The following is a 23,638-nucleotide window of genomic DNA, read 5'->3' as shown; positions in this document are numbered from 1 at the left end:
TTGTCCCGAGCGCGCCTCGGCAGGCTAGATCCCCACCCGCTTCTTGATCTCCTCCCGCACCCCCGCTTGCTCTTTTTCGAACAGCGCCTGCAGTTTCGGAAACAGATGCGCGAGCGGCCCGGTGAAGGGCCCCACCATGACGTCGCGCCGCTCCGACAACATGCCTTCTTCATCGGCGATGCGCAGCTTCCAGTCGGCGATCGTGCGGGACAAAATTTTCGTGATGACCAACTGCTGGCCCGCCGTGCCGGTCACCGAACCCAAGAGTTGAATCTTGAACGGATCGAGCTCGTCCGCGATGGAGACCTTCACCCGCAACCCGTGCGGCGTCGCCCAGGTGGGACGCTGAATGGAATAGTCGTACGAAAACACCGGTTCGCGCGGCTCCCTGAAGGGGCCGCTCACGTCGGAAATCGTCAGCTTACTTTCGGTCGATTGCATGCCGCTCCGCCCCCGTGGAATCAGGCGCTACTATACGGGTGAAATTTTTGCGAAGACAAGAGGGGGGTCACGCCTCTCGCGGCCCGGCGAGATACCGAACCACGCGCCCGGCGGCGAGCGCCCCGTCGCGGATGCAATCGGGGATGCCGACTCCGCGATAGCCGGCCCCCGTCAACACGAGGCCGCCGTAGCGGCTCAAGGCCGCGTCGAGCTGGGCAAGCCGGTCGAGATGGCCGATCGTATACTGGGGCATCGCCTTCCACCAGCGGTTGACTTCGACGTACTTCGGCTCCGCCGTGATCCCGCAGACAGTGGAGAGCTCAGCGCGAACGCGCGCGATAAGCGACTGATCATCGAGTTGGAGGATCGCCTCCCGGCCGACGCCGCCGGCGTAACAACGAATGAGCACCTGATCGCTTGGAGCGCGGTGCGGCCATTTGAGCGAGGTCCACGTCGCCGCGATCAGATCCCGCCCTTCTTTGCGCGGCACGATGAAGCCGAAGCCCTCCACCGCTCCGGCGACGTCCGCCGCCGGGTAGGCCATGGCGATCGTGGCGGTGGAGGCGTAGGGGATCATCTCCAATAAGCCGCCGGCGATCGGCGTCAGCGGGCGCAGCAATTCGGCGGAGACATAGGCGGGCGTCGCGAGCACGAGACTCTCGCAGGACAGGGCCGAGCCGTCGTTCAGGATCAGATCGTACATCCAGCGGCCCAGCCGATGGGACCGCACCCGGAGCGCGGCTACCTGGCACCCGAGCCGCAATTCCACGCCCTGCTGTGTGAGCCGGGCTGTGAGCGCCGTCACGAGATCGCTCAAGCCATTCTTCAGGCTGACGAACATAGTGCGTTTCAGACCGCCGGGCGCCCTGGGTGCCGCTTGCTTTTTGACCGCCATCATGCCGCGGATGACGCTGCCGTACTGCCGCTCCAGTTCCAAGAAACGCGGGAACGTCGCCTTGAGGCTCATCTGCTCCGCGTCGCCGGCGTAGATCCCGGCCATCAACGGCTCGAGCACGCGATCGAACGCCTGGGTCCCGAACCGGCGGCGAAAAAATGAGGCCACCGATTCATCGCCCTGCGAACCGCCCCGCGGAATCACGACATCCAATCCCATTCGAAGCAACGCCGGCCAGCTCAAGAGACCGCTGCGAAGAAAGGGACCGAGGTCCTTCGGCACGAACGTCACCAGGCCTTCGGGCAGCTCGTGCAGCCGTCCGCCGGACAGCACGAAGGCCTTCTTGCCGGTTTCATTGGTATTGATGAGTTGATCGGTGAGGCCGAGCTTGGTGATCAGTTCGAGCCCAGCCGGCTTCTGAGAGAGAAACGAATCGGGTCCCGCTTCGGTGGTGAGCTCGCCGATGCGGTGGGTCACGATCTTGCCGCCCCACGACGAGCCGGCTTCCAGCACGATGCAGCGAACGGACAGGCCGGCGGCAGCCGCCTGCTCCCGGAGGGCAAACGCCGTGGCGAGGCCCGAGATGCCTCCACCGACGATGACGACTGTACGGGGCGGGCTCACGAGGGCTGGCACAGGGCCGATTCATGCGCCGCCAGAATGTCGGCCAGGGTCTCGATCAAGACGGGACTGCCGTTCAACATCGCCATCCGCTCCAGTTGCATCCCCATGGCAGCCGCGCGCTGTTTCAGCTCGATATCGATATCGAAGAGTGTCTCGACATGGTCGCAGATGAAGCCGATCGGCGCGACAAGCACCTGCCGGTTCCCCTCTAGATACAGGGCGTCGAGGGCTGATTCGACCGTGGGTCCCAACCAGGGCTCGCTGGAGCGTCCCTGGCTTTGATACGCAAAGCGCGTCGGTTGGCCGCCGAGCCCTTCCGTGACCGCCTCCACCGTGCCCCTCACCTCACCGGGATAAGGGTCCTTCATCGCGACGATGCGCTCCGGCAGGCTGTGGGCCGTAAACAGCACCGGCACCGTGGCCCGGACCTCGGCGGGAAACTTGAGCAGGGCCTGCCGGATGTGGCCGACGATCGCGGCGACTAATTGGGGATGCCGGTTCCAGCTCCCGACATAGCTGACGGGAGTGGTGTCTTGAAGCGCAGCCCGCGCCTCCTCCACTTTTTTCCGATAAGCGCCCGTGCTCAACGACGACTGTTGCGGCGCCATGCACAAGCCGATGACCTGTTCCGGCTCGTCTTTCAGCAGATCGGCGTACGCTTCTTTTATGAAGGGATGCCAGTGCCGCAAGCCGACGTAGACTCGATAGCGACCGGCCCCTTCTTGATTGAGCCGCCGCTCCAACTTCCTGGCGACATCCTGTGTAATACCGACCGCGGGCGACTTGCCGCCCGTCGCCCGATACCGGGCCCGAATCTCCTCCACCAGCTCGGGCGGAGTGGGACGGCCGCCCCGCACATCGAGCAGAAACGGCTCGACGTTCTCCAGGCAATCCGGCCCGCCCATGATCATCAAGAGAATCGCCGTGGGACCTTCTGACATCAAGTCACCCGAGTAAAAAGGCGAAGCAGAACGCTCACAGTTTAACCCGCACCGAACTTTTTCCTTTTACCTTCTTACTTTGTACTTAATTTATGCACCATCTCGATTGTGGCGGCGACGTGGTCGACGGGCGTGGACGGAAGAATGCCGTGCCCGAGGTTGAAGATGTGGCCGGGCCGGCCGGCGGCGCGCCGGAGAATATCCTCCACCCGCCGCTCGATTTCGTGGAGCGGCGCGAACAGCGCCACGGGGTCGAGATTGCCCTGTACGGCGCGGTCGTGCCCGACGGTGGCCCACGCCTCGTCCAGAGGCACCCGCCAGTCGATGCCGATCACGTCGCCGCCCGCTTCGCGCATCTGACGCAGAATCGCCGTCGTGCCGGTGCCGAAATGAATCAGCGGCACGCCCTCGCGCTTCAATCCGTCGAAGATCAGTTGCACGTGCGGCATGACATATTCCGCATAGTCGCCGGCCGACAGGCACCCGACCCAGCTGTCGAACAGTTGAATCGCCTGCGCGCCCGCATGAATCTGGCGCCGGAGATAGCCGGTGATGACGCGCGCGAACTTATCCATCAGCTTGTGCCAGGCCGTGGGATCGGCATACATCATCTGCTTGGTGTGGAGATAGTTGCGTGACCCGCCGCCTTCGATCGCATAACTGGCGAGCGTAAAGGGCGCGCCGGCGAAGCCGATGAGCGGCGCACGGCCGTTCAACGCCCGGCGCGTCTGCCGGATCGCCTCGGCGACATAGTCCAATTCGTCGCCGTCGACGACGTTCAGCCGGTCCACCGCCGCCCGGTCGCGGACGGGATTGTGGATCACCGGCCCTTCGCCTTCGGCAAACTCCAGGCTGATACCCATCGGCTCCAACGGAAGCAGGATATCGGCGAAGATGATCGCGGCGTCGAGGGGAAACCGTTCGATCGGCTGGAGCGTGACTTCGGCGGCGAGCGCCGGTGTCTTGCACATCTCGAGAATCGCGTGCTTGGCGCGCAGTCGGCGGTATTCGGCCATGTACCGTCCCGCCTGGCGCATGAACCACACGGGCGTACAATCGACCGGCTCACGCCGGCAGGCCTTCAAAAAACGATCGTTCATGGTGCGCGCATTGTAGAGACGCCGGCGCGGGGGTGTCAAATTGAGCCGCTGCGGGAGAGCGGTCCGCCGCGCCGGCGCAACTCCGGCAAAAGGTAGACAGGGCGAGGCGTTCCGGTACAATCGTGGCAGGCGATCGGACCGCGGCTCAGCCGTCAACAACGGTCGGATTCCACTTTGTGCGGCAATGTGTGTATAATGTGGTCCCGTTATATGGCTGGATTGCATCCCAGCACATGTGATTCAGTCTCTGCGGCCTGCTCCACTCTTCAATACGCCGCGGGATCATTGAGACGAATCGGGACCCCGGCGTTCTCTGCATCATAATCACTCTCGCCGATCCCCTGACCTGGAGGTAACTGGAATGTCCGACGTGCGCGCACTTCAGCCGACGAAAGCTCGGGAGCTGTGGTTTACGGTTCTCCGCTGGTTCGATTCCTGGGCCGGCCTTGAATACATGAAGGTGGAGGGGCCGCCGAAGATGGACTGGCTCCGCTGCGTGCCGATCATCGCGGTGCATCTCATGTGTCTCGGCGTCATCTGGGTGGGCTGGAGTTGGACCGCGATCGCCGTCGCCGTGGCCTTCTACTTCGTACGCATGTTCGCCATCACCGGCTGGTATCACCGCTACTTTTCGCACCGGACGTTCAAAACCTCGCGGGCGGTGCAGTTCGCGTTCGCCGTGCTCGGCGGCTCCTGCGCGCAGCGCGGTCCGCTCTGGTGGGCCGGGCATCATCGCCATCACCACATCGCATCGGATACACCCGACGACGTCCATTCGCCGCGCCAGGGCGGATTCCTCTGGTCGCACATCGGCTGGTTCACGTCGCAAACGCATTTTGCGCCGCGCCTGAAGGCCATCGCCGACTTCGCCAAGTACCCGGAGCTGCGCTTCCTCGATCGGTTCGACATCCTCGTGCCGACCGTGGCCGGCTTCGGCATGTTCGGGCTCGGGGAGCTGCTGGAAGCCTATGCGCCGCAGCTCGGCACGAACGGTCCGCAGATGTTGATTTGGGGCTTCTTCATCTCGACGGTCGCGCTGATCCACGGCACCTGCACGATCAACTCGCTCTCGCACGTGTACGGCTCGCAGCGGTACGAGACCGGCGACGACAGCCGCAACAATTTCATCCTGGCCCTCATCACCATGGGGGAAGGCTGGCACAACAACCACCATTACTATCCCGCGTCGACCCGGCAGGGATTCTATTGGTGGGAGATCGACATGACCTACTACTGCCTGAAGGCGATGGAGCGGCTGGGGCTGGTCTGGGACGTCAAGGGCGTGCCGATTTACGTGCGGGAAGGCAAGAGCAAGCACGAAACCGGCGCGGCGCCATCCGTTTCGCTGACCGGGTCCAGCCTCGCGAACGACGCTTCGTGAGGCGCGGCAGAGCACTCGGCGGTTAGACCCAATCCGACTCGTCCCGCCGCCCCGGCTGATCGTGCAGTCGATCCGCCAGGGCGGCGCGGATCCTCCGGCAATCCCCCTCGATCAGGCTCACCTCGTCCGCCGACGCGATCCATGCGTCGCCCGGCGCCAGCTCGATGCGATAATGGTTCTTCCGCAGAGAGAACCATTCGATGTAGGGATGCGGCGCCAGATTCGGGTGCGGATCGAACGCAATCAGATTCACCGTGCCGACCTGCGGGTTTTCCAGGTCGCCGATGGCCTGCCCGGCCAAGTCGTCATCCTCGTACCGGCTGTTGCGGAATCGGATGGCTTGGCCCGCGATCTCGCCCCGGAAGTCCCCGCGCAGGCAGAACTCCACCGGTCCGACCGCGGCAAAGACGATCCTGCCCACGACCGTTCCGGGAACGCGATTGTCCAAAAATCCTTCCTGCACCCACCGGCTGTTGCCGAATTTCTGCGCCATCGGAGAACCTCTCGCCCTAGGCGGGCTGGACGGTTTTGATTTCCGCCGGCCCGGGGGCCGCCCCAAAGGCTCCGATCACCACGGCGATGAAAATAAGTCCGCTGCCGAGCCATCCTTGGAGATCGAGCATTTCTCCCAAAAAATACCAGGAGAGCCAGGCGGCATAGGCCGGCTCGGACGCGAAGACCAGGGCGACCTGCTGCGCCGGCACGATCTGCTGGGCCCACATCTGCACCGCGAAGGCGCCGGTCGCCAACCCTCCGGTGACGATCAGTCCCGTCAGCAGCACGCCGGTCGGGGCGAAAGCGGCGGCCGGCGCTTGCTCCCAAGGCAGCGTGGGCGCGAAGAGCAGCGTCATCGCCGTCATCTGCCACGCGAGCAGAGACGGGGCGTCGAACTCGCGGGTGAACCGCTCGAGACAGACGATATGGCCGGCGAAGGCCGCGGCGCAGCCCAGCGTCATGAGGTCGCCCACGTTGACGACGGCGCTCGGCTTCACCAGCAACCACAACCCGACCATCGCAATCGCCGTCGCCGTCAACACGCGGGCATCGAACCGGCGCAAGATGAGCGGTACGAAGATGACGTAGAGGGCGGTGATGAAGGCCGAATTCGACGCGCTGGTGTAGCGCAACCCGACGGTTTGCAGCACATAGCCCAGAAAGAGGAAGACCGTCGCGATGGCGCCGGCAACCAAGACCGCGCGCGACCGGTGAACGCGATGCCGGGCCACGGCAAACCATGCCCAGACCAGCGCGGCGCCCAACAGGAATCGAAGAAACAGAAAGGACAAGGGGGGGATTTGGTCCAGCGCAGCCTTGGTCGCAGGAAACGTGGCGCCCCAGATCAAGGTCGTCAATAGGAGGGCGAGGCGAGGCATGGGAATAAGTGACGAGTGACTAGTGACGGGTGACGGGTATCAGAATCTTGCTTTCTTCATATTTGCTCGTCACTCATCACACGTCACGCGTCACTTCTCTTACGGCTTGCACAGCGGGCAGCGGCGCTGTTCGTTGGTGCCGGCCTGTTCCATCGCGCGCAGGGCCCGCTCCTTGTCGGGATAGTCGAACCACCCGCCCTCCCAAAAGTCGCTGGAGGTCGCGTTGGACGGCACTTCCGAGCAGCGGTCGCGATGCAGGGTCACCCGATCGATCGAGCGCGCGATGTGAATCCAGTAAATCATGTGGGACCAGCGAGAAGTACGGAGTAAGGGGTGAGGCGTGAGGGGTAAGGAGCCGCTCCTCGCGATCGCCTTACCCCTGACCCCTTACCGGGTTAGGGCAGGAGTTGCCACTCGTCCTTTTCAATAAAGACTTTGACGCCGGTCTCCAACTTCTTGACGTCGTCTTTCTCGAACAGCCGCATGTACCGTTCAATCCGGTCTTCGTCGTCGATCCGTTCTTCCTGCATCACTCCGTTGTTTCCCTTATACCGCCGAATCAGCACCGACATCGCTCATCCTCCTGTAGCACTGGCAGTTTCACTCAGCAAGTGTGCTACAATAAGCGAAACTTCGCGGACCGGTCAAGGGTACGGCGAGCAAATTTTGCGGGTTCTTCGAGTATTGCCAGACCATAAAGGACTGTTGCCATGCCGCTCTACGAATATCGATGCGAGCAGTGTCAGAAACAATTCGAAGCCACCCAATCGGTGCATGCGCGGGTGGAGGACACGGAATGTCCCTTCTGCCATGCGCAGCAAGCGACCCGCCTGCTCTCCTCCTTCTCCTCGAAGGTCGTGGGCGACCATAAACCGACGTTTACAGAGATGAAGGCGAACGCCATGAACAATGAGCGCATGCAGAAGTTCGCCAAGCTGCCGCCGCTGAACGCCAAGCGCAACGTCCCGCCGCCCAACACCACGTCGGCCTCGGACCCTGCCGGTTCCGGATCGTAAACGATGAACCGCCTTCCGTCCCGCTGCGGCCGACCCCTCTCACCCAGTTTCCCGGAGGTCGCATGAGTGCGCGAACGCTGCTCGCCTGCGTGATGATCGGCTTGTGCGCGGCCGCATGGCCGACTGTGGGGAGGACGGAAGTATCGGGCAGTCTGGCCATCGCGGGGAACGGCCCGGAGCTTCCGACGATGGAAGCGCTGGCCCGCGCGTTCGAAAAGGCCCATCCCCGCGCCTATGTCGATGTCCTGTGGGACGACAATTCCAAACCGTTGGAGCTGGTGAAATCCGGCCAAGCGCAGATCGCCGTCACCGGCGCGGAAGATTCCGGGCTCGCCGCCACGCAGATCGGCTGGGACGGCATCGGCATCCTCGTCCATCTGTCCAATTTCACCAAAGAAGTCACCAAGCAGCAGATCGCCGATCTTTATTCGGGCAAAGTGAAAGAGTGGTCGGAGCTGGGCGGGCCGGAAACCAAGGTCTTGCTCATCGATCGCCCGCGCAACCAAAATATACGGGACGCCTTTGAAGCGCAGCTCGGAATCGCCGGCAAAATCCCGGAGACCGCCAAGGTGATCGGCAAGGATGACAAGGTGGTCAAAGCCGTGGTCGGGACGCTGCCGCCGCAATCGGCGGTCGCCTACATCTCGCTGAGCACCGGGCTCGCGGTCGTCTCCAGCGGCGTCGCCGTCCGTCTGCTGCCGGTCGACAAGGTCGAGCCCGAAGTTCCGACCGTCAAAGACGGCCGGTACAGCTTGCGGCGGCCGCTGCTGCTCTTGTCGAAGAAAGAGCCGAATCCCGTGGCGGAGGCCTTCGCCCGTTTCGCGCTGTCTCCCCCCGGACAGGCCATTATCGCCGACACGTATATCCCGATGACGAACAAATGATTCTTCGTGATGAGGAGGTCATCATGCGCACGTCGCGGTGGTTTTCATTGATTTTCTTTTTCGTAGGACTCACGCCCCTGGCCCTCCCCTCCCTCGCTCCGCTGCATGCCGAGGAGTCCCCCGCTCCCGGCGCCGTCGTCGAAGGCACCGGCTTCAGCCTGTTCGACATGGAATCGATCAAAGGCTTCGATGCGGAGAAGGTCGAACGCGACCCGGTCTGCGACCGCAGCAAGCGGCCGAAAATCCACAAAGTCGAACCGGACGAAGCCAAGCCCGGACAAAAGGTGACGATCAAAGGCGAGAACTTCGGGACCAAGGAATGTTTCCACGGCGTGGCCTTCAGCGCCGCCGGTCCGGCGAAGATCGACTACAACTTCGTCAATGACACCACGATCGAGGCGACGGTCCCCGACGTCCGGCCCGGCATGTCCTTCATCGATGTCGTGGCCGGGGGCGGCAACGCCCGATCCAAGGGTTTTTTAGTCCAGGCGAAGTAAAAGGCGTCGCCGGGGCGGGACCTTTGGGCGTCCCGTCCCGCCTGTCCCCGCCCCCCATCACCGCGTCCGCTGCCCTGCGTCGGCGCGCCCCGGGCCATCGCTATCTCGACAGACCTCTTGATCCTATGCTAGCTTACGCGCTCCTTTTTCACCGGCCCGCTCCGGAGGGACGGGTGAGGACTGTCGAAAGCCGGCGAGACATGTTTAAGAAGATCCTCGTAGCCAATCGCGGTGAGATCGCCATGCGGATCATCCGCGCCTGCCGCGAGCTGAACATCGCCACCGCCGCCATCTATTCGGAAGCCGACTCCACGGGCATCTACGTCAAAAAGGCCGACGAGGCCTATCAAGTCGGGCCCGGGCCGGTCAAAGGGTTTCTCGACAGCCGCCAGATCGTGGACCTCGCGGTCCGGATCGGCGCGGATGCGATCCATCCCGGCTACGGGTTCCTGTCGGAAAACGCCGAGTTCGCCGAGCTCTGCCAGACGGCCGGCATCACCTTCATCGGCCCCTCGCCGCATGCCATCACGTTGATGGGCAGCAAGGTCAAGGCGCGCGAGCTGGCCAAGCAGGTCGGCGTGCCGATCGTGCCCGGGACGGAAGGCGGCGTGGCCGACGTGAAGGACGGCCTCGCGTTCGCCCGGCAGGCGGGCTACCCGGTCATCATCAAGGCCAGCGCGGGGGGCGGGGGACGCGGGCTGCGGGTCGTCCGGTCCGACGCGGAACTGCGCGAAAACATGGAAGCGGCGGCGCGCGAAGCCCAGGCCTCGTTCGGCGACGGCAGCGTGTTCATCGAAAAATATATCGAGCGGCCCCATCACATCGAATTCCAGATCCTGGCCGACCGCCACGGCCATATCATCCACCTGGGCGAGCGGGACTGCTCCATCCAACGGCGGCACCAAAAGCTCATCGAGATCGCGCCGTCGCTCATCCTCACGCCGAAGCTGCGCGACACGATGGGCGAAGCTGCCATCACCATCGCCCGCGCGGTGCAGTACGACAACGCCGGCACCGTCGAGTTCTTGCTGGACCAGGACGGGCGGTTCTATTTCATCGAGATGAATCCGCGGCTGCAGGTCGAGCACACGGTCACGGAACAGATCACGGCGATCGACATCGTCCGCCACCAGATCTCCATCGCCGCCGGGAAGCCCCTCGACATCCGGCAGCACGACGTGACGCTGCAAGGCCATGCGATCCAGTGCCGCATCAACGCGGAGGATCCCAAGAACAACTTCATGCCCTGCACGGGCACCGTCACGGCCTATCTGTCGCCGGGCGGCATCGGCGTGCGCATCGACGGGGCGGTGTACAAGGACTATACGGTGCCGCCCTACTACGACGCGCTGCTGGCGAAGCTCACCGTCCGCGGCCGGACGTGGGAAGAAACGGTGAGCCGTATGCGGCGCTCGCTGGAAGAATACGTGCTGCGCGGCGTGAAGACGACGATTCCCTTCATGAAAGCCATCATGCAGGACCCGGATTTCCTGGCCGGCCGCTTCGACACCTCCTACCTGGACACGCACCCGGACCTCTACCACTACGACGAAATCGAGCAGCCGGAGGACTTGGTGCTGGCGCTCGCCGCCGCCATTGCGGCCTACGAAGGCCTGTAACGAGGCCGCCACCGATTCAATTCCGATGAGATAACCGGACACCATGGCGAACAAACGACCGGCAGCGAAGAAAACGACCTCCAAGAAGCGCGCGGCGGCACCCCTCGTCAAGACGTCGAAGACGAAGCAGCCGGGACCGCCTGAATTGGCGATCGAGCCGGCCGCTGGAAAGCGCATCCTCATCACCGACGTGGCGTTGCGCGACGGGCACCAGTCGCTCCTCGCGACCCGCATGCGCACGGAGGACATGCTGCCGATCGCCCAAAAGCTGGACGCGGTCGGCTACTGGTCGCTCGAAGTCTGGGGCGGCGCGACGTTCGACACCTGCCTGCGTTTCTTGAAAGAAGACCCCTGGGAGCGGTTGCGCGCGCTGCGCGCCGCCATGCCGAACACCAGGCTGCAGATGCTCCTGCGCGGGCAGAACCTCGTCGGCTACCGCCATTACGCCGACGACGTGCTGGAAAAGTTCATCGAGCGATCGGCGGCCAACGGCATCGACGTCTTCCGGATCTTCGACGCCTTGAACGACGTCCGCAATCTCGATCGGGCGGTGCGGGAAGTGAAGGCCTGCGGGAAACACGTCGAGGCGGCCATCAGCTACACGGTGAGCCCGGTCCACAGCATCGACCGCTTCGTGGACATGGCCAAGCAGTTGGAGGACCTCGGCACCGACACGCTGTGCGTCAAGGACATGGCCGGCCTCTTGGCTCCGCTGGACGCCTACCATCTGATCCGCCGGCTCAAGGCCGCCGTGAAAGTGCCGATTCACCTGCACACCCACTACACCTCCGGCATGGCCTCCATGGCGTCGCTGATGGCGATCTTGGGCGGGCTCGATATGCTCGACACGTCGATCTCACCGCTCGCCGGCGGCACCTCCCATCCGCCGACCGAAACGCTGGTGGCCTCGCTCCGCGAGACGCCGTACGACACGGGGCTCGATCTCCGCGCGTTTCAGCCCATCACCGAGCATTTCCGCGACGTGCGGCGGAAATATCGGCAGTTCGAAAGCGACTTCACCGGCGTGGACGCCGAGATTCTGACCAGCCAGATCCCGGGCGGCATGCTGTCGAACCTGGCCGCGCAGCTGACGGAACAGAACGCCCTCGACCGCATGAAGGAAGTGCTGGACGAAGTGCCGCGCGTCCGGAAAGAGATGGGGTACCCGCCGCTCGTCACGCCGACCAGCCAGATCGTCGGGACGCAGGCGACGCTCAACGTGCTCACCGGCGAGCGCTACAAGGTCATCACGACGGAAACCAAGAACTACTTCCTCGGCCTCTACGGCCGCGCCCCCGGTCCGGTGGACAACGACGTGATGAGCCGCGCCATCGGGAGCGAAGAGCCGATCAAGACCAGGCCGGCGGATCGCCTGGAGCCCGAGCTCGACACCATCAAGAAAGACCTGCCGCCGTCCGCCACGACGCTGGAAGACCAGCTCTCGTTTGCCCTGTTCCCGGCCATCGCGCGGGACTTCTTCGAGGCGCGCGAGAAAGGCGATCTCATGCCGGAACCGCTCGCGCCCTCGGCCGCCAGAGGGCCGGCCGTCGCGCACGAGCTGCACCTCGCGCCGGTCGAGTTCAACGTCACCGTGCACGGCGAGACGTACCATGTGAAAGTGTCCGGCTCGGGTCGCAAGACCGACGGGCGGAAGCCGTACTACATCCGGGTCAACGACAAGCTGGAAGAGGTCTCCCTCGAACCGATTCAGGAAGTGCTGGCCGGCGTACCGGAAGCGAAAGAGAGCGGAACCGGCGGGAAGCCCAAGCGGCCGAAGCCGTCCAAGCCCGGAGACGTGGCGCCGCCGATGCCGGGTCGGGTCGTCAAAATTCTGGTGGCCAAAGACGCCCGGGTGAAAACCGGCGACCCCTTGCTGATCATCGAAGCGATGAAGATGGAAAGCCGGGTCCCCGCGCCCATCGACGGCACCGTCGTCGCCATCCTCGCCGCCGAGGGCGACAACGTCAAAACGGACGAGACGCTGATCCAGCTCGAATAGCTCCCGTCATGCATCCGCCGCCCACCGGTGTGGAGTGAGAGGCCGTTTCTTCACCGTTTGTGTCCTCTGCCTTATGACCGCTTGTGCGGCGCGCGAGCCGCTTCCCCCCTGGTTCGATTCCATCGAACGCATTCCCCTTCAGTCCATCGAGGTCCATGGTCATCGGATCGCCTATCTCGATGTGGGCCGGGGCGCGCCGGTCATTCTCCTGCACGGGTTCGGCGGCTCCATGTGGCAATGGGAGTACCAACAGGCCGCCCTCGCCGCGCACGTGCGCGTGATCACGCCGGATGTGCTGGGTGCCGGCCTGTCCGACAAACCGGACATCGAGTATCGCCCGGACCAGATGCTCGACTTCGTGACCGGTTTCATGGACGCGTTGGGCATCCAGGAAGCGACCGTCGCCGGGCATTCCATGGGAGCCGGACTGGCGATCGGTATGGCGTTGGACCGACCGGATCGCGTCTCCAGATTGATTCTGATCAGCGGCCTGCCGCCGCACGTCAGGGAGAACCTGACCAATCCGACGCTCAAACGGGCTCTCGACACCAGCGCCCCGGCTTGGCTGGTGTCGTTCGGCAACTGGCTGTTCGGCGGCTGGTTCACCGAAGGGGTGCTGAAAGAGCTGGTCTACGATCCCACCATGCTGACTCCGGCCGTCCTCGATCGTTCCCATCGGAACCGAAAACGGCCCGGCCTCTTCGGTCCGCTCTTGGCCGCCGGCAAGAATCTCCCGGTGTGGGAAAGCCGCTATGCACCGCGCATCGGCGCGATCCGCCACGACACCCTGGTGATCTGGGGCGAGGCGGACGAGGTCTTCCGGCTGCCCGTAGGACAGGCCCTGCATCGCCGCATTCCGCACTCGACCTTCGTGTCAATCCCCCGGGCCGGTCATGTGCCTCAGTGGGAGCAGCCGGACCGGGTGAACCGGCACCTCCTGCGCTTTCTTCAACCTTGAGCCGGCGCCGAACGGGAGATATACTTTTCACAACGCCATCTCGCCACTCACTACAGAGATCTATGGAGCCATTATGATGACGCACTCCTGGTCCGGTTTGGGAATCATCGTCCTCTGCCTCGCCGCGGCGGCCTGCGCCGGCATGGGTCAGTCGGCCGAGAGCGGGTTCATGTACAAGAATTTGGCCGTGGCCGAGGGCAGCGCCGCGGCCGGCGAAGGCCACAGCGTGCTGTTCAAAGGCAGCCCGCTCATGCTGTCCGGCAACGGCGTCAAAGTCGGCGACACCCTGCGCGACGTCAAAGTGGCGCAGACGGACTTGTCGCTCGTGAATATCACGCACACCAAAGGGCAAGGAAAGGTGCGGATCATCAGCGTCGTGCCGTCGCTCGACACGAAGGTCTGCGAGCAACAGACCCATCACCTGAGCGAGAAGAACAAGGGGCTCGACAAGATGGTCGAGTTGATCACGGTGAGCGTCGACACGCCCTTCGCGCAGAAACGGTTCGCGGAAGAAGCCAGGATCAACAACGTCACGTTTCTCTCCGACTATCGCGGCGCGGACTTCGGCAAGACGCATGGACTCTTCCTCAAGGACCCCCATCTGCTCGCCCGGGCCGTGATGGTCGTGGACAAGCACAACGTCATCCGATATCTGCAGATCACCCCCGAGCTGGCGCAGCTGCCGGACATGGAAGAAGCCTTCCAGTTCGCCCGGTCGCTGATCACGGCGAGCTAGCATGGGAAGATCAAGATTGAGGGCGAGGTTGAGGCAAAGCGAGCGAAGCGTCATGGTCCTAACCTGAACCTAAGCCTGAACCTGGCCTCACAGTAATGGCTCACTACGATCTTCTTGCCATCGGCACCGGGCCGGCCGGCCAAAAAGCGGCGGTCCAAGCGGCCAAGCTCGGCAAGAAAGTCGGCATCATCGAGCGCAAGGAAGTCGTCGGCGGCGTCTGCATCAACACCGGCACGATCCCCAGCAAATCCCTCCGCGAAGCGGTCCTCTATCTTTCGGGCTTTCGCCAGCGCAGCCTCTATGGGGCCGGCTACCGTCTGAAACACACCATCACCATCGAAGACCTCGCCTTCCGGGCCAACCACGTCATCAAGAACGAAATCCAGATCGTCGAAAATCAGATGGCGCGCAACCACGTCGACATGCTGTACGGCTCGGCCAGCTTCGTCGATCCGCATCGCCTGGAGATCCGCCACAGCAGCGGGACCGCCGAACATACGGCCGACTTCATCGTCATCGCCGTCGGCACCGAGCCGGCCCGGCCGGCCGATGTGCCGTTCGACGACGATCGGGTGATCGACACCGACGGCCTCTTGCGCCTCCAACGCATTCCCGAATCGATCGTCATCGTCGGCGGCGGGGTGATCGGCACGGAATACGCGTCGATCCTGGCGGCGCTCGGCGTGCCGGTGGTCTTGATCGACAAGCGCCCGCGCCTGCTGGAATTCGTCGATGCGGAGATCATCGACGCGCTGCAGCGGCAGATGCAGGAGATCGGCGTCACCCTGTATCACAACGAAGAAGTGTCGGGGATCAAGACGCAAGCGGACGGGCTGGTGCACGTGTCACTGCAAGAGGCGAAGGCGATCACCGCCACCACGCTCATGTACGCCGTCGGCCGGGTCGGCGCCAGTGACGGGTTGGGCCTCGAACGCGTCGGCCTCACGGCCGACGCGCGCGGGCGGCTCGCCGTCAACGAGCATTTCCAAACCGCCGTCCCGCACATCTATGCGGCCGGCGACATCATCGGCTTTCCCGCGCTGGCCTCCACGTCGATGCAGCAGGGCCGGCACGCCGCCTGCCACGCCTTCGGCCAGCCCGACCGGACCGATACCGCGTTGCTGCCCTATGGCATTTATTCCATCCCGGAAATCTCGATGGTCGGGCGTACGGAAGAAGAGCTCACTCTCGCGAACGTGCCCTTCGGCGTCGGGATCGCCCGCTACCGCGAGATCGCCCGAGGCCAGCTCATCGGCGACGACACCGGCATGCTGAAGCTGCTCTTCCACCGGCAGACGCTCGAAGTGCTGGGCGTCCACGCGATCGGCGAAGGGGCGACGGAATTGATCCACATCGGCCAGGCCGTCATGGCCTACCGCGGCAAGATCGATTACTTCATCGACACGGTCTTCAACTATCCGACGCTCGCGGAATGTTATAAAGTCGCCGCGCTGGACGGGATCAACCGCCTGCCGCGGCCGTGGCCGCCGCATGAGTAAGCTTCGTGAAGCGTTCTCCGTGAAGCGAGGGGACATGTCCTTTTCAAACCATCTTCGAAAATTGGCCCAGCCCATCTGGGACGCGCAGTTGAAACATCCATTCGTCATCGCGCTGGGCGACGGCACGCTGCCGGAGCGGAAGTTCAAATTCTATATCCTGCAGGACGCCCGGTTTCTGGCCGACCTGTCGCGCGTCTTCGCGGCCGGCGCGGTGAAGGCCCCCGATTCGGACAGCGCGCTGCGCTTCGCCAAGCTGGCCGAAGAAACCATCACGGTCGAACGCAGCCTGCACGAAAGCTACGGCACACGCTGGAAGATGAGCGCCGAGCAGATGACCGCCGTCCCGATGGCGCCGACCAATTATGCGTACACCCGCCATATGCTGTCCGTGGCGCAGGCCGGCTCGGCGGCGGAAATGACCGTTGTGGCCTTGCCCTGCGCGTGGATCTATTGCGTCGTCGGCCGGCACCTGTTGAAAAAGGGCCCGCCGCCGAAACACCATCCCTACCGCGACTGGCTCCTGCTCTACGCCTCGCCCGAATTCGCCGAGGTGCAAGAGTGGATGCGCCAGAAAGTCGATCGCTGGGCCAAAACGGCCGGCACCGAAGAGAAGCGACGGATGGAAGAGTCGTTCGTGATCAGCTCCCGCTACGAATGGATGTTCTGGGAGATGGCGTGGAACGAAGAATCGTGGCCGGTGTGACTAAGACAGTTTTTCTCATGCGTCAACCCGCCATCTGAATAATTTCTATGCGATTTTCCCACTGACAAGGCGCAAGCAGATTGACACGTCAAGCCATCTACCTGAATGTGGCAGCTCTCGGAGCGTTCGCTATCTTCCTCGCTCTTATCTTTTGGCTCCACACCGGCCCTCGTGCCGTGCCTGGATTGATCGATCAGCTCGAAGACGAAGATGCGACCGCGCGGATTCTGGCTGCACAGTGGCTGGCGAAGCTGGGATCGGACGCCAAGGACGCGTTACCGAAGCTGGTCGAGGCGGCGCTGCGCGATTCCAATCAAGATGTGAGTGCGGCGGCCGGCGCAGCCATCCACACCCTCGACCTCACCGCCGCACGGGATGTGGTGAGCGGCTACTTGCCGGCGCTGTGGGACCCCGCTCCCGAGATCAGGCGAAAAGCCTGCGTCGTGCTCGGCAGCCTGGGGCCGGTCGCCAAGCCGGCGGTGCCGTCGTTGATCACGATGTTGGACGACACGGACGACCTGGTCCGGGAGCGGGCGGTCGGAGCGTTGGGATCGATCGGCATTCCTCAGGCGGAGATCGTCGCGGCGGTGACACACGCGCTGCACGATCCCGCCGCCATCGTCCGCTATCGGGCTGCGGCTCAGTTCGCCTTTCATATTCCCGTCAGCGCGATGTCGGTTCCGGCGCTGCTGGAATTGCGCGACGACAAGGAGAAGTCCATCGCGTCGCTGGCCGAAGTGGCGTTGGAACATGCCGGCCGCAACGAGCGACAGGATGTGAGTCATCTCGTGGCCTTGCTCGAGCGTCCCGGTGAAAAGGACTATGCCCTCCAGCAACTGGCGCAGTTGGGACCGAAAGCGGCCGACGCCGCGCCGGTCTTGATCTCCGTGTTGAAGGATTCATTGGCGCTGAATCGGTACCTGGCCGCCGAGGCGCTGCGCGCCATCGGCCCCGCCGCGGAGGAGGCGGTCCCGGAATTGATCGTCGCGCTCCATGATCCCGACCCGATTGTGACGGAAAGCGCCGCGGAGGCGCTCGAAGCCATCGGCACGCCGGATGCGCTGAAGGCGCTGGAGCCCCTGCGTCGGGAGAAAACCTCATGAGGGATGCCGACGCCCCATCACGTCCGGCCACGCTGATCCTCACGCTGTTTTGGGGCAGCCTCCTGCTGAGCTTAACGCTTCCGTGGGGATTGCTGACTCTGTTTGAAGTCTCGGCGCACCGCCGGACGATGACGGAGGCGCTGAAGCATGTCCACCTCCATTTTTTCGCCCCCGGCTATCAGTATTTTCTCGTGGGCCTGCTCAGCGCCGCGCCGTTCGCCGTCTGCGCCGTCTTTCTGCTGTTTCACCTCGGATGGCGCCCGCTCGACCGCCCGCGCTTCGTGCGCCGGCTGGCCGGCGTTTCGGGGAGTCTCCTCCTCATGCTGGGCATCAGTTTCTGGACGCACTTGAGCGCGCTGATGTATCCCGATGCCCAAGGCGCGCTGGTTTATTTGTTCCTGCCCTATATCCTGCTCGTCCTCATTCCGCTCGGCTACGGCATCGGCCGGCTCATCATCGCCTTCATCCGAATCGTCCGCCCCTCTGAGACGGACGCGGTCGAAGGCTAGACTCCTCGGAAGACCTGAGTATAATGAGGGCCATTCGCATGGGCATCTCCGTCGGCACATCGGTTCTCGCGTTCACCCTCCTGCTCTCTCTTGGCCTTCCCGGTGTCACCCGCGCCGCGGACAAGTACGAAGAAAGCTTGAAACAACTCGCCGAGAGTGTGACGGCGGAAGCGCTCAAAGCGAAAAAACAGCGGTTGGCCTTTCTCGGCTTCACCGACGCGAAAGGGCAGGCCACGCCGATCGGCGAGTTCCTTGCGGAAGAAGTGGGCACCCAGGTGCTCGTCGCGGGCGAGTTGAACGTCGTGGAGCGCCGGCTCGTCCAATCCACACTCAAGAAGTTCCACGTCGCGCAGGTCGATTCGGCCCATGCCAAGGCCGTGCGGCGCGCCGCCAAGGCCATGCGGGCGGACGTCTTCTTGAGCGGGTCCTATCTCGAAACGTCGGACGGCCTGCTGGTGACGATCAAGCTCGTCAGCCCTTCCAATGTGCACGTGGTCGGCGCCGCGCGTGGAACGCTGCCGAAAGCCGGCCCGCTGGCCGAGATGCTCAAAGAGCCGGGCAAGCCGGCGCCGGCGGCGCTCGAAGGTCCAAAGGAAGCACCGACACCGACCGGGCTCGGCTTCCATCGCAACGAGTCCTATGAGCTGATCGTGCAGTCGCTTCAGCGCACGGATCGGCACGTGAAGCTGGACGTGACGATCGAAAATCGGTCGCCTCGAGACCTCAAGATCCTGTGCCTCTTGCAAGAGACGCTGTTAAAAGACGATCATGGGGCCGCGTGGGTCCAAGGGATCGAGGAGAACCGCGACGGGCTGTGCACCCGCGGACTGGAGTTGGCGCCGCGCGAGAAGGCGCGCGCGGTGTTGACGTTCACGGCGCCGGCCGAGTCTTCAGCCTTCGAATGGACGCTGCACTACCGTGAGAAATCACCCCGGCGGGACGCCACGTTTGCCATCGACCGATTGAGACTTGATCCCGGCCCCGCCGCCGGGGCGGCGACTCCGTAACCGTTCAGCATCTATGGCCCACCAACTCAAGCAAGTCTTGACCATCGCAGGGTCCGATTCCGGGGGCGGCGCCGGCATTCAAGCCGACATCAAAGCCTTGTCGGCCAACGGCGTGTTCGCCATGTCGGCGATCACCGCGATTACGGCGCAGAACACCGAGGAGGTCACGGAGGTCTTCGAGCTGCCGCTGCGAATCGTCGCCGCGCAGATCGACGCGATCTTCGACGACTTCGACGTGGCCGCCGTGAAAACCGGCATGCTGTCCTCCGCCGCCGTCGTGGAGCTGGTGGCGAAGCGGCTCGGGTCGCAACACGTGACGAAACTCGTGGTGGACCCCGTGATGATTTCCAAGTCGGGCCATGCGCTCTTGCAGCCGGACGCCGTTGAAGCCGTGAAAATGCACCTGATCCCGCTGGCGCTGCTCGTCACGCCGAACGTGCACGAGGCGCAGCAACTCTCCGGCGTCGAGATCCATTCGCTCCCCGATGCGCGGCGCGCCGCCAAGGCCATCCATGCGCTGGGATGTCGGCACGTGGTGATCAAGGGCGGTCACCTGGCGTCCGACCGCGCGACCGATCTGCTGTACGACGGGCGGTTTTTCAACGTGCTGAAAGGCGAGTTCATCGACAGCCCGCACACCCACGGCACCGGCTGCACCTTCGCCTCGGCGGTCGCCGCCCACTTGGCGAGAGAGCGGCCGGTGCTGGACGCGGTGCAGGCCGCCAAGGCTTACGTCACCGAAGCGATCCGCCATGGTCTGGCGATCGGCCACGGCCACGGCCCGACGGATCATTTTTATTTTCTGGAACGGTGACCGATGCTGCCCAAACACTACCCTCCGACCGCCTTTCTCCTCACGGGCTTCACATGGCTGGTCGTTTCGTCGATTCTGGGGCTCGCGATTTTGATCGGGCTGGTCCGCGGGACGCCGCTGCCGTCTTGGGTCCGGCTGGTCCACGTGCATGCGGCCTTGGTGGGCGGCGTCGCGCAAATGATTCTGGGCGGCTTCCTGGCCTTTATTCCGCCGCTGCTCATGACGGGGCACAAGCAACGCGATTCTCATCCCGTACTGTTCGCCACGATCAACGGCGCCGCCGTCGGCATGCTGGTCGGGTTTTGGCTGCGCCACTCTATCGTCGTCGGGATCGCCGGCTCGTTCGTCGTCGGGGTCTTTCTCTGGATCGCCCGGGACGCCTGGGCGCAGGCCCGTCAAAGCCTCAACTCGCCGCCGCTCAATCTCTGGTACTACGCCGCGGCTTTGCTCTCGCTGTTTGCCGGCCTGACGGCCGGGGAAAGCATGGCGCTCGGATGGGCCCAGCAGTCATACGGCTATGTGCGGCTCGCACATATCCACTTGAACCTCCTCGGCTTCGTCACGCTGGCGATCGTCGGGACGATGCACAATTTGCTGCCGACCGTCTTGAACCAGCCGCTCTTCAGCCCGCGACTGGCGCGCATCGTCGTCATCCTGATGCCGCTGGGCGTCGCGGTCCTGATCGGCGGGTTTCTGAATTCCTCTGTGCCCATCGAGCTGGCCGGGGGGGTGCTTTTACTGGCAGCGGCTTCGCTCTACGCCGTGAACCTGTTCAGAACGTGGATGGCGTCTTCCCATGCCGGCAACGCCGCCTCGGATCACCTCATGCTCGGAACCTTTTTCCTCATCTTCACGATTATCCTGGGCATGCTGGTCGCCGCGAACAGCCTCACCTCTCCACCGCTTCTGCCCTACGGCACGCTGCATCTCGTCGCTTATACCCATATGGCGCTGCTCGGATTCGTGCTGAACACGATCATGGGGGCTCTGTCCCATCTCATCCCGATGACGCTGGCGGTTCGCCGCGTGGCGAATGCGAAGAAGCGCGGCCCTTATCTCGACCGGCTCACGGCCATGATGGACCGCTGGCGCACCGTGCAAATCGGCGGGCTGAGCCTCGGCACCATGGGGCTGGGGCTCCTCGCGTCTCTCACTTGGAACGTCCCGCTCTCCTCGCCGTCTATTCACCTGACCTTGTGGATCTGCTTCGCGCTCCTGCTCGGCAGCCTCGTGCTCTTCAGTATGAAACTCGCGCTGCTGCTCAGTACAAGACCCGAAGAAGCGCCCGCTCTGGCGGTGTAGGTCCGTCCGCGCTGTTCTGTACAGCCCTGTCGCCTCTCTGCTTCCTTCTGTGAACACTTCCGGTTCTACCGAGAATCCCTAAGTCGTGGTCATTTCAGGGAACGGTCGCTCCTGCCGATGTGCGCGGTTCTTGCTATTTATGCACCGGGGCGCGATTTCGGTCTCGACGGGAGGGACGTCCATGAACGAACAGCTTTCCCAGATGGTTCCCGATCCCTGGCGGAGCCTTTTCCACTTCCTGACGATGCCGCTGTCTTGGATTCCCGATATGCAGCACACGCTCATCGGCTTCGTGTTGTCGTCGGCCGGCGGGTGGCTCGCGGGCCTCTATTACCTCCTGCTCCTGTTTCCGGTGCTGCTGTGGATCGGCGCCGTCTGGTGCACCCACTTGACGCTGTATACTTTGCCGTTCCGTTCCGGCCGCATCGAGCTGCTGAAAATGATTCTCCTCGCCTGGTGGGATACGGCCTTTGCGATTTGGATGTACTGGGTCGGGCTCGCCCGCTTCGCCATGGTCGTCGCCGGCTGGCTCTTCACGCTCGGCCGCTTGGCGCTGAAGCTCGGCGCCGAGGCAATGAAACAGCTCGTGATACTGCCCTTCAAGATGACGGGCCAGATAGCACAGAGCTACTTCCAGCCGGGCGTGCCCTGGATCGCCTTCTTATTGCTGATCTTCTGGTGCCTGCTCGAAGCCACGATCTTCACCTATACTCTGATGCCGACGGTCACGGAAGTGCTGGCGGGCATCACCGGAGCGGACGCCTCCGTCATGACGGGCACGATCCTCTACTTTTTCCTGTTCCTCCTGATCATGGGCAGCTTCGCCTGCATTCAAGTGTTGGCCGATGCCATGAAGAACCACGAGTACCGCTATCTCGTGCAGATGCTGCTGGTCGAAATCTTCGTCATGATCTTCGAGGTGATGTTCCTCTACCGCGAGCTCGTAGATGCGATCACGCCGTGGATCGCACAGCAGACGGGCGAGCAGTTCCGGCTGGGGATCGGATTCACGCTGTCCCTCGCCACCTTCGGTTGGGTCGGCGTCCGCGGCATGACCTGGTTCCTCTTCGGACAATACGGCACGCCCCCGCTGCTCTCGTTCATTTCGCGGCGGCCGATGTACCAGACGGCGGCGGCCGAAGGCACTGAGCCGCTTCCGGCGCCCGCGCCGGTGTGGTGGCGCGCGCCACTCGACGATTTCAAGCGGGAAGTCGGCTGGCTGCACGACAAGGCGTACGAATTGATGGAGTATCTGATGCTGCCCGTCCTGCACGTGGCGGCGGCGCTGTTGAACTTCGCCATGATCCTCGTCACGGGAAAGCCGGTCTTTTCGATTCCGTTCAAGAGCCTGCAAGAAGTCGTCGAAGCGCGCGAGCTCCTGCCGGCCGTCCGGTGGGAAACCAAGAAGGTGCCGTCATGAACCGCAGCCCGGCCGCCATCATGGCCTGCGCCCTGGCGGCGGCCATTCTCGTTGGCTCCTTCGCCGGATGCGCCGGGGACACCGCCGAGCCGCGCAAACCGAAAACCACCTTGTTCATCGGCGTGGACGCGAGCGGCTCCTTCCGCGGCTCCGGGCATTACGACAACGCACTCTCGTTCCTGGCCCATTACATCTACGGGCACATCAACGAGCTGGGCGGGCTGGAGAAGCCGCAGGCCCTGTTCGTCGCGGGGGTCGGCGGCAAGAACCTGCATGAGCCGAAGAGCTTCCATCCGATTCATGAATTCGAGGGCAAGGAGGCCGCCGCCATCGAAGCGGACCTGAAAAAGTGGTTTCCTCCCACCGACGTCGTGACGGACTTCAATCCGTTCTTTCATGAAGTCGCGCGCATCACCAAAGAGCGCAATCTCGTCCTGGCGCCGGTCAACGTCGTGCTCATCACGGACGGCGTACCCGATTCGTCGGTCAGCGGCGCCAAAGCCGGCGCGCAGGAGCTCTACGAGAAGATCGACCTGAAACCGCTGGAATACCTCTCGCGCAACGTGACGCTACGGCTGGCCTACGTCAGTCCCAAGGTCGGCGAACAGTGGCGCGCCCACGTGCCGCGGCATCGGGTGCGGCTCTGGACCGTCGACGCGGACGTGATGAAAAGCTGGAGAGCTCAGCTGCAGCCCGGGATCGATCTCCAGGAGCAGGAGAAATTCTGGCGCTGGCTGCGCGACAACGTCGACTTCCGCATCCGAGCCAATAAAGTGTAACGGGTCCGGTTCGAGGTTCGAAGTTCACTTTTCACCTC

The 23,638-nt window shown here is 63.6% G+C and carries 25 protein-coding genes; 17 read left to right on the top strand and 8 right to left on the bottom strand.

Annotation, left to right across the window (positions count from 1 at the left end; all coding sequences use genetic code 11):
- Positions 1–24 precede the first annotated feature (24 nt).
- The 4 genes from NITMOv2_RS05120 to hemE form a co-directional block, all read right to left on the bottom strand.
- Positions 25–441 (bottom strand): hypothetical protein, encoded by a 417-nt coding sequence (locus tag NITMOv2_RS05120; protein ID WP_053378865.1) that lies wholly within the window; start codon positions 439–441, stop codon positions 25–27.
- A gap of 67 nt (positions 442–508) precedes the next feature.
- Entirely contained in the window at positions 509–1,972 is a 1,464-nt protein-coding gene (gene hemG / locus NITMOv2_RS05115; RefSeq protein WP_053378864.1) for a protoporphyrinogen oxidase, read from the bottom strand.
- Positions 1,957–2,901 carry a ferrochelatase gene (gene hemH, locus NITMOv2_RS05110; protein ID WP_053378863.1) on the bottom strand — a complete coding sequence of 315 codons (945 nt, stop codon included), beginning with the start codon at positions 2,899–2,901 and terminating at the stop codon, positions 1,957–1,959. Before hemH ends, hemG begins: the two co-directional genes overlap by 16 nt.
- A gap of 74 nt (positions 2,902–2,975) precedes the next feature.
- On the bottom strand, positions 2,976–4,001 hold the full coding sequence (gene hemE / locus NITMOv2_RS05105) for a uroporphyrinogen decarboxylase (RefSeq protein WP_053378862.1): 1,026 nt from the start codon (positions 3,999–4,001) through the stop codon (positions 2,976–2,978).
- Positions 4,002–4,362: 361 nt separating this feature from the next.
- Here hemE and NITMOv2_RS05100 point away from each other — a divergent pair, with 361 nt between their 5' ends.
- The gene (locus NITMOv2_RS05100) at positions 4,363–5,382 is read left to right on the top strand and encodes an acyl-CoA desaturase (protein WP_083447759.1); all 1,020 of its coding nucleotides are present in this window, start codon (positions 4,363–4,365) and stop codon (positions 5,380–5,382) included.
- Positions 5,383–5,404: 22 nt separating this feature from the next.
- Here NITMOv2_RS05100 and NITMOv2_RS05095 read toward each other — a convergent pair whose 3' ends face one another.
- The 4 genes from NITMOv2_RS05095 to NITMOv2_RS23780 form a co-directional block, all read right to left on the bottom strand.
- Complete coding sequence (locus NITMOv2_RS05095) at positions 5,405–5,875, bottom strand: hypothetical protein (protein ID WP_053378861.1); 471 nt, start codon at positions 5,873–5,875, stop codon at positions 5,405–5,407.
- 16 nt (positions 5,876–5,891) lie between these two features.
- Positions 5,892–6,755 carry a DMT family transporter gene (locus NITMOv2_RS05090; RefSeq protein WP_083447758.1) on the bottom strand — a complete coding sequence of 288 codons (864 nt, stop codon included), beginning with the start codon at positions 6,753–6,755 and terminating at the stop codon, positions 5,892–5,894.
- A gap of 99 nt (positions 6,756–6,854) precedes the next feature.
- The gene (locus tag NITMOv2_RS05085; protein WP_053378859.1) at positions 6,855–7,058 is read right to left on the bottom strand and encodes a hypothetical protein; all 204 of its coding nucleotides are present in this window, start codon (positions 7,056–7,058) and stop codon (positions 6,855–6,857) included.
- A 92-nt stretch (positions 7,059–7,150) separates the two neighbouring features.
- Positions 7,151–7,327, bottom strand: coding sequence for a hypothetical protein (locus NITMOv2_RS23780; protein WP_187299366.1), 177 nt, complete (start codon positions 7,325–7,327; stop codon positions 7,151–7,153).
- A gap of 138 nt (positions 7,328–7,465) precedes the next feature.
- On the opposite strand from NITMOv2_RS23780, the gene NITMOv2_RS05080 reads away from it, so the two are divergent.
- The 16 genes from NITMOv2_RS05080 (at position 7,466) to NITMOv2_RS05005 (ending at position 23,600) form a co-directional block, all read left to right on the top strand.
- Entirely contained in the window at positions 7,466–7,771 is a 306-nt protein-coding gene (locus NITMOv2_RS05080; RefSeq protein ID WP_053378858.1) for an FmdB family zinc ribbon protein, read from the top strand.
- 62 nt (positions 7,772–7,833) lie between these two features.
- Positions 7,834–8,655: a substrate-binding domain-containing protein gene (locus tag NITMOv2_RS05075; protein WP_053378857.1), complete on the top strand. Its 822-nt coding sequence runs from the start codon at positions 7,834–7,836 to the stop codon at positions 8,653–8,655.
- Positions 8,656–8,678: 23 nt separating this feature from the next.
- A complete protein-coding gene (locus NITMOv2_RS05070) occupies positions 8,679–9,152 on the top strand; it encodes an IPT/TIG domain-containing protein (protein WP_187299365.1) in 474 nt (157 codons plus the stop codon).
- A 200-nt stretch (positions 9,153–9,352) separates the two neighbouring features.
- Entirely contained in the window at positions 9,353–10,771 is a 1,419-nt protein-coding gene (gene accC / locus NITMOv2_RS05065) for an acetyl-CoA carboxylase biotin carboxylase subunit (protein ID WP_053378855.1), read from the top strand.
- Positions 10,772–10,814: 43 nt separating this feature from the next.
- Positions 10,815–12,770 (top strand): sodium-extruding oxaloacetate decarboxylase subunit alpha, encoded by a 1,956-nt coding sequence (oadA, locus tag NITMOv2_RS05060; RefSeq protein WP_083447757.1) that lies wholly within the window; start codon positions 10,815–10,817, stop codon positions 12,768–12,770.
- A 73-nt stretch (positions 12,771–12,843) separates the two neighbouring features.
- A complete protein-coding gene (locus NITMOv2_RS05055; RefSeq protein ID WP_053378854.1) occupies positions 12,844–13,728 on the top strand; it encodes an alpha/beta fold hydrolase in 885 nt (294 codons plus the stop codon).
- 73 nt (positions 13,729–13,801) lie between these two features.
- On the top strand, positions 13,802–14,464 hold the full coding sequence (gene tpx, locus NITMOv2_RS05050; protein WP_053378853.1) for a thiol peroxidase: 663 nt from the start codon (positions 13,802–13,804) through the stop codon (positions 14,462–14,464).
- A 95-nt stretch (positions 14,465–14,559) separates the two neighbouring features.
- Positions 14,560–15,963, top strand: a complete 1,404-nt coding sequence (gene sthA, locus NITMOv2_RS05045) for a Si-specific NAD(P)(+) transhydrogenase (RefSeq protein ID WP_053378852.1) — start codon at positions 14,560–14,562, stop codon at positions 15,961–15,963.
- A complete protein-coding gene (tenA, locus tag NITMOv2_RS05040) occupies positions 15,956–16,666 on the top strand; it encodes a thiaminase II (RefSeq protein WP_238590465.1) in 711 nt (236 codons plus the stop codon). The genes sthA and tenA overlap by 8 nt, the downstream gene beginning before the upstream one ends.
- Before the next feature lie 176 nt (positions 16,667–16,842).
- Entirely contained in the window at positions 16,843–17,769 is a 927-nt protein-coding gene (locus NITMOv2_RS05035) for a HEAT repeat domain-containing protein (protein WP_187299364.1), read from the top strand.
- Positions 17,766–18,278 (top strand): hypothetical protein, encoded by a 513-nt coding sequence (locus tag NITMOv2_RS05030; protein WP_053378849.1) that lies wholly within the window; start codon positions 17,766–17,768, stop codon positions 18,276–18,278. Before NITMOv2_RS05035 ends, NITMOv2_RS05030 begins: the two co-directional genes overlap by 4 nt.
- A gap of 38 nt (positions 18,279–18,316) precedes the next feature.
- Positions 18,317–19,285 carry a FlgO family outer membrane protein gene (locus NITMOv2_RS05025; RefSeq protein WP_053378848.1) on the top strand — a complete coding sequence of 323 codons (969 nt, stop codon included), beginning with the start codon at positions 18,317–18,319 and terminating at the stop codon, positions 19,283–19,285.
- A 13-nt stretch (positions 19,286–19,298) separates the two neighbouring features.
- Positions 19,299–20,099, top strand: coding sequence for a bifunctional hydroxymethylpyrimidine kinase/phosphomethylpyrimidine kinase (gene thiD / locus NITMOv2_RS05020; RefSeq protein ID WP_053378847.1), 801 nt, complete (start codon positions 19,299–19,301; stop codon positions 20,097–20,099).
- Positions 20,100–20,102: 3 nt separating this feature from the next.
- Positions 20,103–21,401: a heme-copper oxidase family protein gene (locus tag NITMOv2_RS05015; RefSeq protein ID WP_053378846.1), complete on the top strand. Its 1,299-nt coding sequence runs from the start codon at positions 20,103–20,105 to the stop codon at positions 21,399–21,401.
- Between the two features lie 181 nt (positions 21,402–21,582).
- Positions 21,583–22,821 (top strand): hypothetical protein, encoded by a 1,239-nt coding sequence (locus NITMOv2_RS05010; protein WP_053378845.1) that lies wholly within the window; start codon positions 21,583–21,585, stop codon positions 22,819–22,821.
- A complete protein-coding gene (locus NITMOv2_RS05005; RefSeq protein ID WP_053378844.1) occupies positions 22,818–23,600 on the top strand; it encodes a hypothetical protein in 783 nt (260 codons plus the stop codon). The genes NITMOv2_RS05010 and NITMOv2_RS05005 overlap by 4 nt, the downstream gene beginning before the upstream one ends.
- The last annotated feature ends 38 nt before the right edge of the window (positions 23,601–23,638 follow it).

It is taken from the genome of Nitrospira moscoviensis (assembly GCF_001273775.1).
Lineage (GTDB): Bacteria > Nitrospirota > Nitrospiria > Nitrospirales > Nitrospiraceae > Nitrospira_D > Nitrospira_D moscoviensis.
The sequence above is the reverse complement of the archived record's forward strand: the minus strand, read 5'-3'. Positions and strand labels throughout refer to the sequence as shown.

Excerpts from the sequence above, each read along its gene's own strand:
- NITMOv2_RS05120 (WP_053378865.1), bottom strand. The coding sequence starts at position 441 with ATGCAATCGACCGAAAGTAAGCTGACGATTTCCGACGTGAGCGGCCCC.
- hemH (WP_053378863.1), bottom strand. The coding sequence starts at position 2,901 with ATGTCAGAAGGTCCCACGGCGATTCTCTTGATGATCATGGGCGGGCCG.
- hemE (WP_053378862.1), bottom strand. The coding sequence starts at position 4,001 with ATGAACGATCGTTTTTTGAAGGCCTGCCGGCGTGAGCCGGTCGATTGT.
- NITMOv2_RS05100 (WP_083447759.1), top strand. The coding sequence starts at position 4,363 with ATGTCCGACGTGCGCGCACTTCAGCCGACGAAAGCTCGGGAGCTGTGG.
- NITMOv2_RS05095 (WP_053378861.1), bottom strand. The coding sequence starts at position 5,875 with ATGGCGCAGAAATTCGGCAACAGCCGGTGGGTGCAGGAAGGATTTTTG.
- NITMOv2_RS05090 (WP_083447758.1), bottom strand. The coding sequence starts at position 6,755 with ATGCCTCGCCTCGCCCTCCTATTGACGACCTTGATCTGGGGCGCCACG.
- NITMOv2_RS05085 (WP_053378859.1), bottom strand. The coding sequence starts at position 7,058 with ATGATTTACTGGATTCACATCGCGCGCTCGATCGATCGGGTGACCCTG.
- NITMOv2_RS23780 (WP_187299366.1), bottom strand. The coding sequence starts at position 7,327 with ATGTCGGTGCTGATTCGGCGGTATAAGGGAAACAACGGAGTGATGCAG.
- NITMOv2_RS05080 (WP_053378858.1), top strand. The coding sequence starts at position 7,466 with ATGCCGCTCTACGAATATCGATGCGAGCAGTGTCAGAAACAATTCGAA.
- NITMOv2_RS05075 (WP_053378857.1), top strand. The coding sequence starts at position 7,834 with ATGAGTGCGCGAACGCTGCTCGCCTGCGTGATGATCGGCTTGTGCGCG.
- NITMOv2_RS05070 (WP_187299365.1), top strand. The coding sequence starts at position 8,679 with ATGCGCACGTCGCGGTGGTTTTCATTGATTTTCTTTTTCGTAGGACTC.
- accC (WP_053378855.1), top strand. The coding sequence starts at position 9,353 with ATGTTTAAGAAGATCCTCGTAGCCAATCGCGGTGAGATCGCCATGCGG.
- oadA (WP_083447757.1), top strand. The coding sequence starts at position 10,815 with ATGGCGAACAAACGACCGGCAGCGAAGAAAACGACCTCCAAGAAGCGC.
- NITMOv2_RS05055 (WP_053378854.1), top strand. The coding sequence starts at position 12,844 with ATGACCGCTTGTGCGGCGCGCGAGCCGCTTCCCCCCTGGTTCGATTCC.
- tpx (WP_053378853.1), top strand. The coding sequence starts at position 13,802 with ATGATGACGCACTCCTGGTCCGGTTTGGGAATCATCGTCCTCTGCCTC.
- sthA (WP_053378852.1), top strand. The coding sequence starts at position 14,560 with ATGGCTCACTACGATCTTCTTGCCATCGGCACCGGGCCGGCCGGCCAA.
- tenA (WP_238590465.1), top strand. The coding sequence starts at position 15,956 with ATGAGTAAGCTTCGTGAAGCGTTCTCCGTGAAGCGAGGGGACATGTCC.
- NITMOv2_RS05030 (WP_053378849.1), top strand. The coding sequence starts at position 17,766 with ATGAGGGATGCCGACGCCCCATCACGTCCGGCCACGCTGATCCTCACG.
- NITMOv2_RS05025 (WP_053378848.1), top strand. The coding sequence starts at position 18,317 with ATGGGCATCTCCGTCGGCACATCGGTTCTCGCGTTCACCCTCCTGCTC.
- thiD (WP_053378847.1), top strand. The coding sequence starts at position 19,299 with ATGGCCCACCAACTCAAGCAAGTCTTGACCATCGCAGGGTCCGATTCC.
- NITMOv2_RS05015 (WP_053378846.1), top strand. The coding sequence starts at position 20,103 with ATGCTGCCCAAACACTACCCTCCGACCGCCTTTCTCCTCACGGGCTTC.
- NITMOv2_RS05010 (WP_053378845.1), top strand. The coding sequence starts at position 21,583 with ATGAACGAACAGCTTTCCCAGATGGTTCCCGATCCCTGGCGGAGCCTT.
- NITMOv2_RS05005 (WP_053378844.1), top strand. The coding sequence starts at position 22,818 with ATGAACCGCAGCCCGGCCGCCATCATGGCCTGCGCCCTGGCGGCGGCC.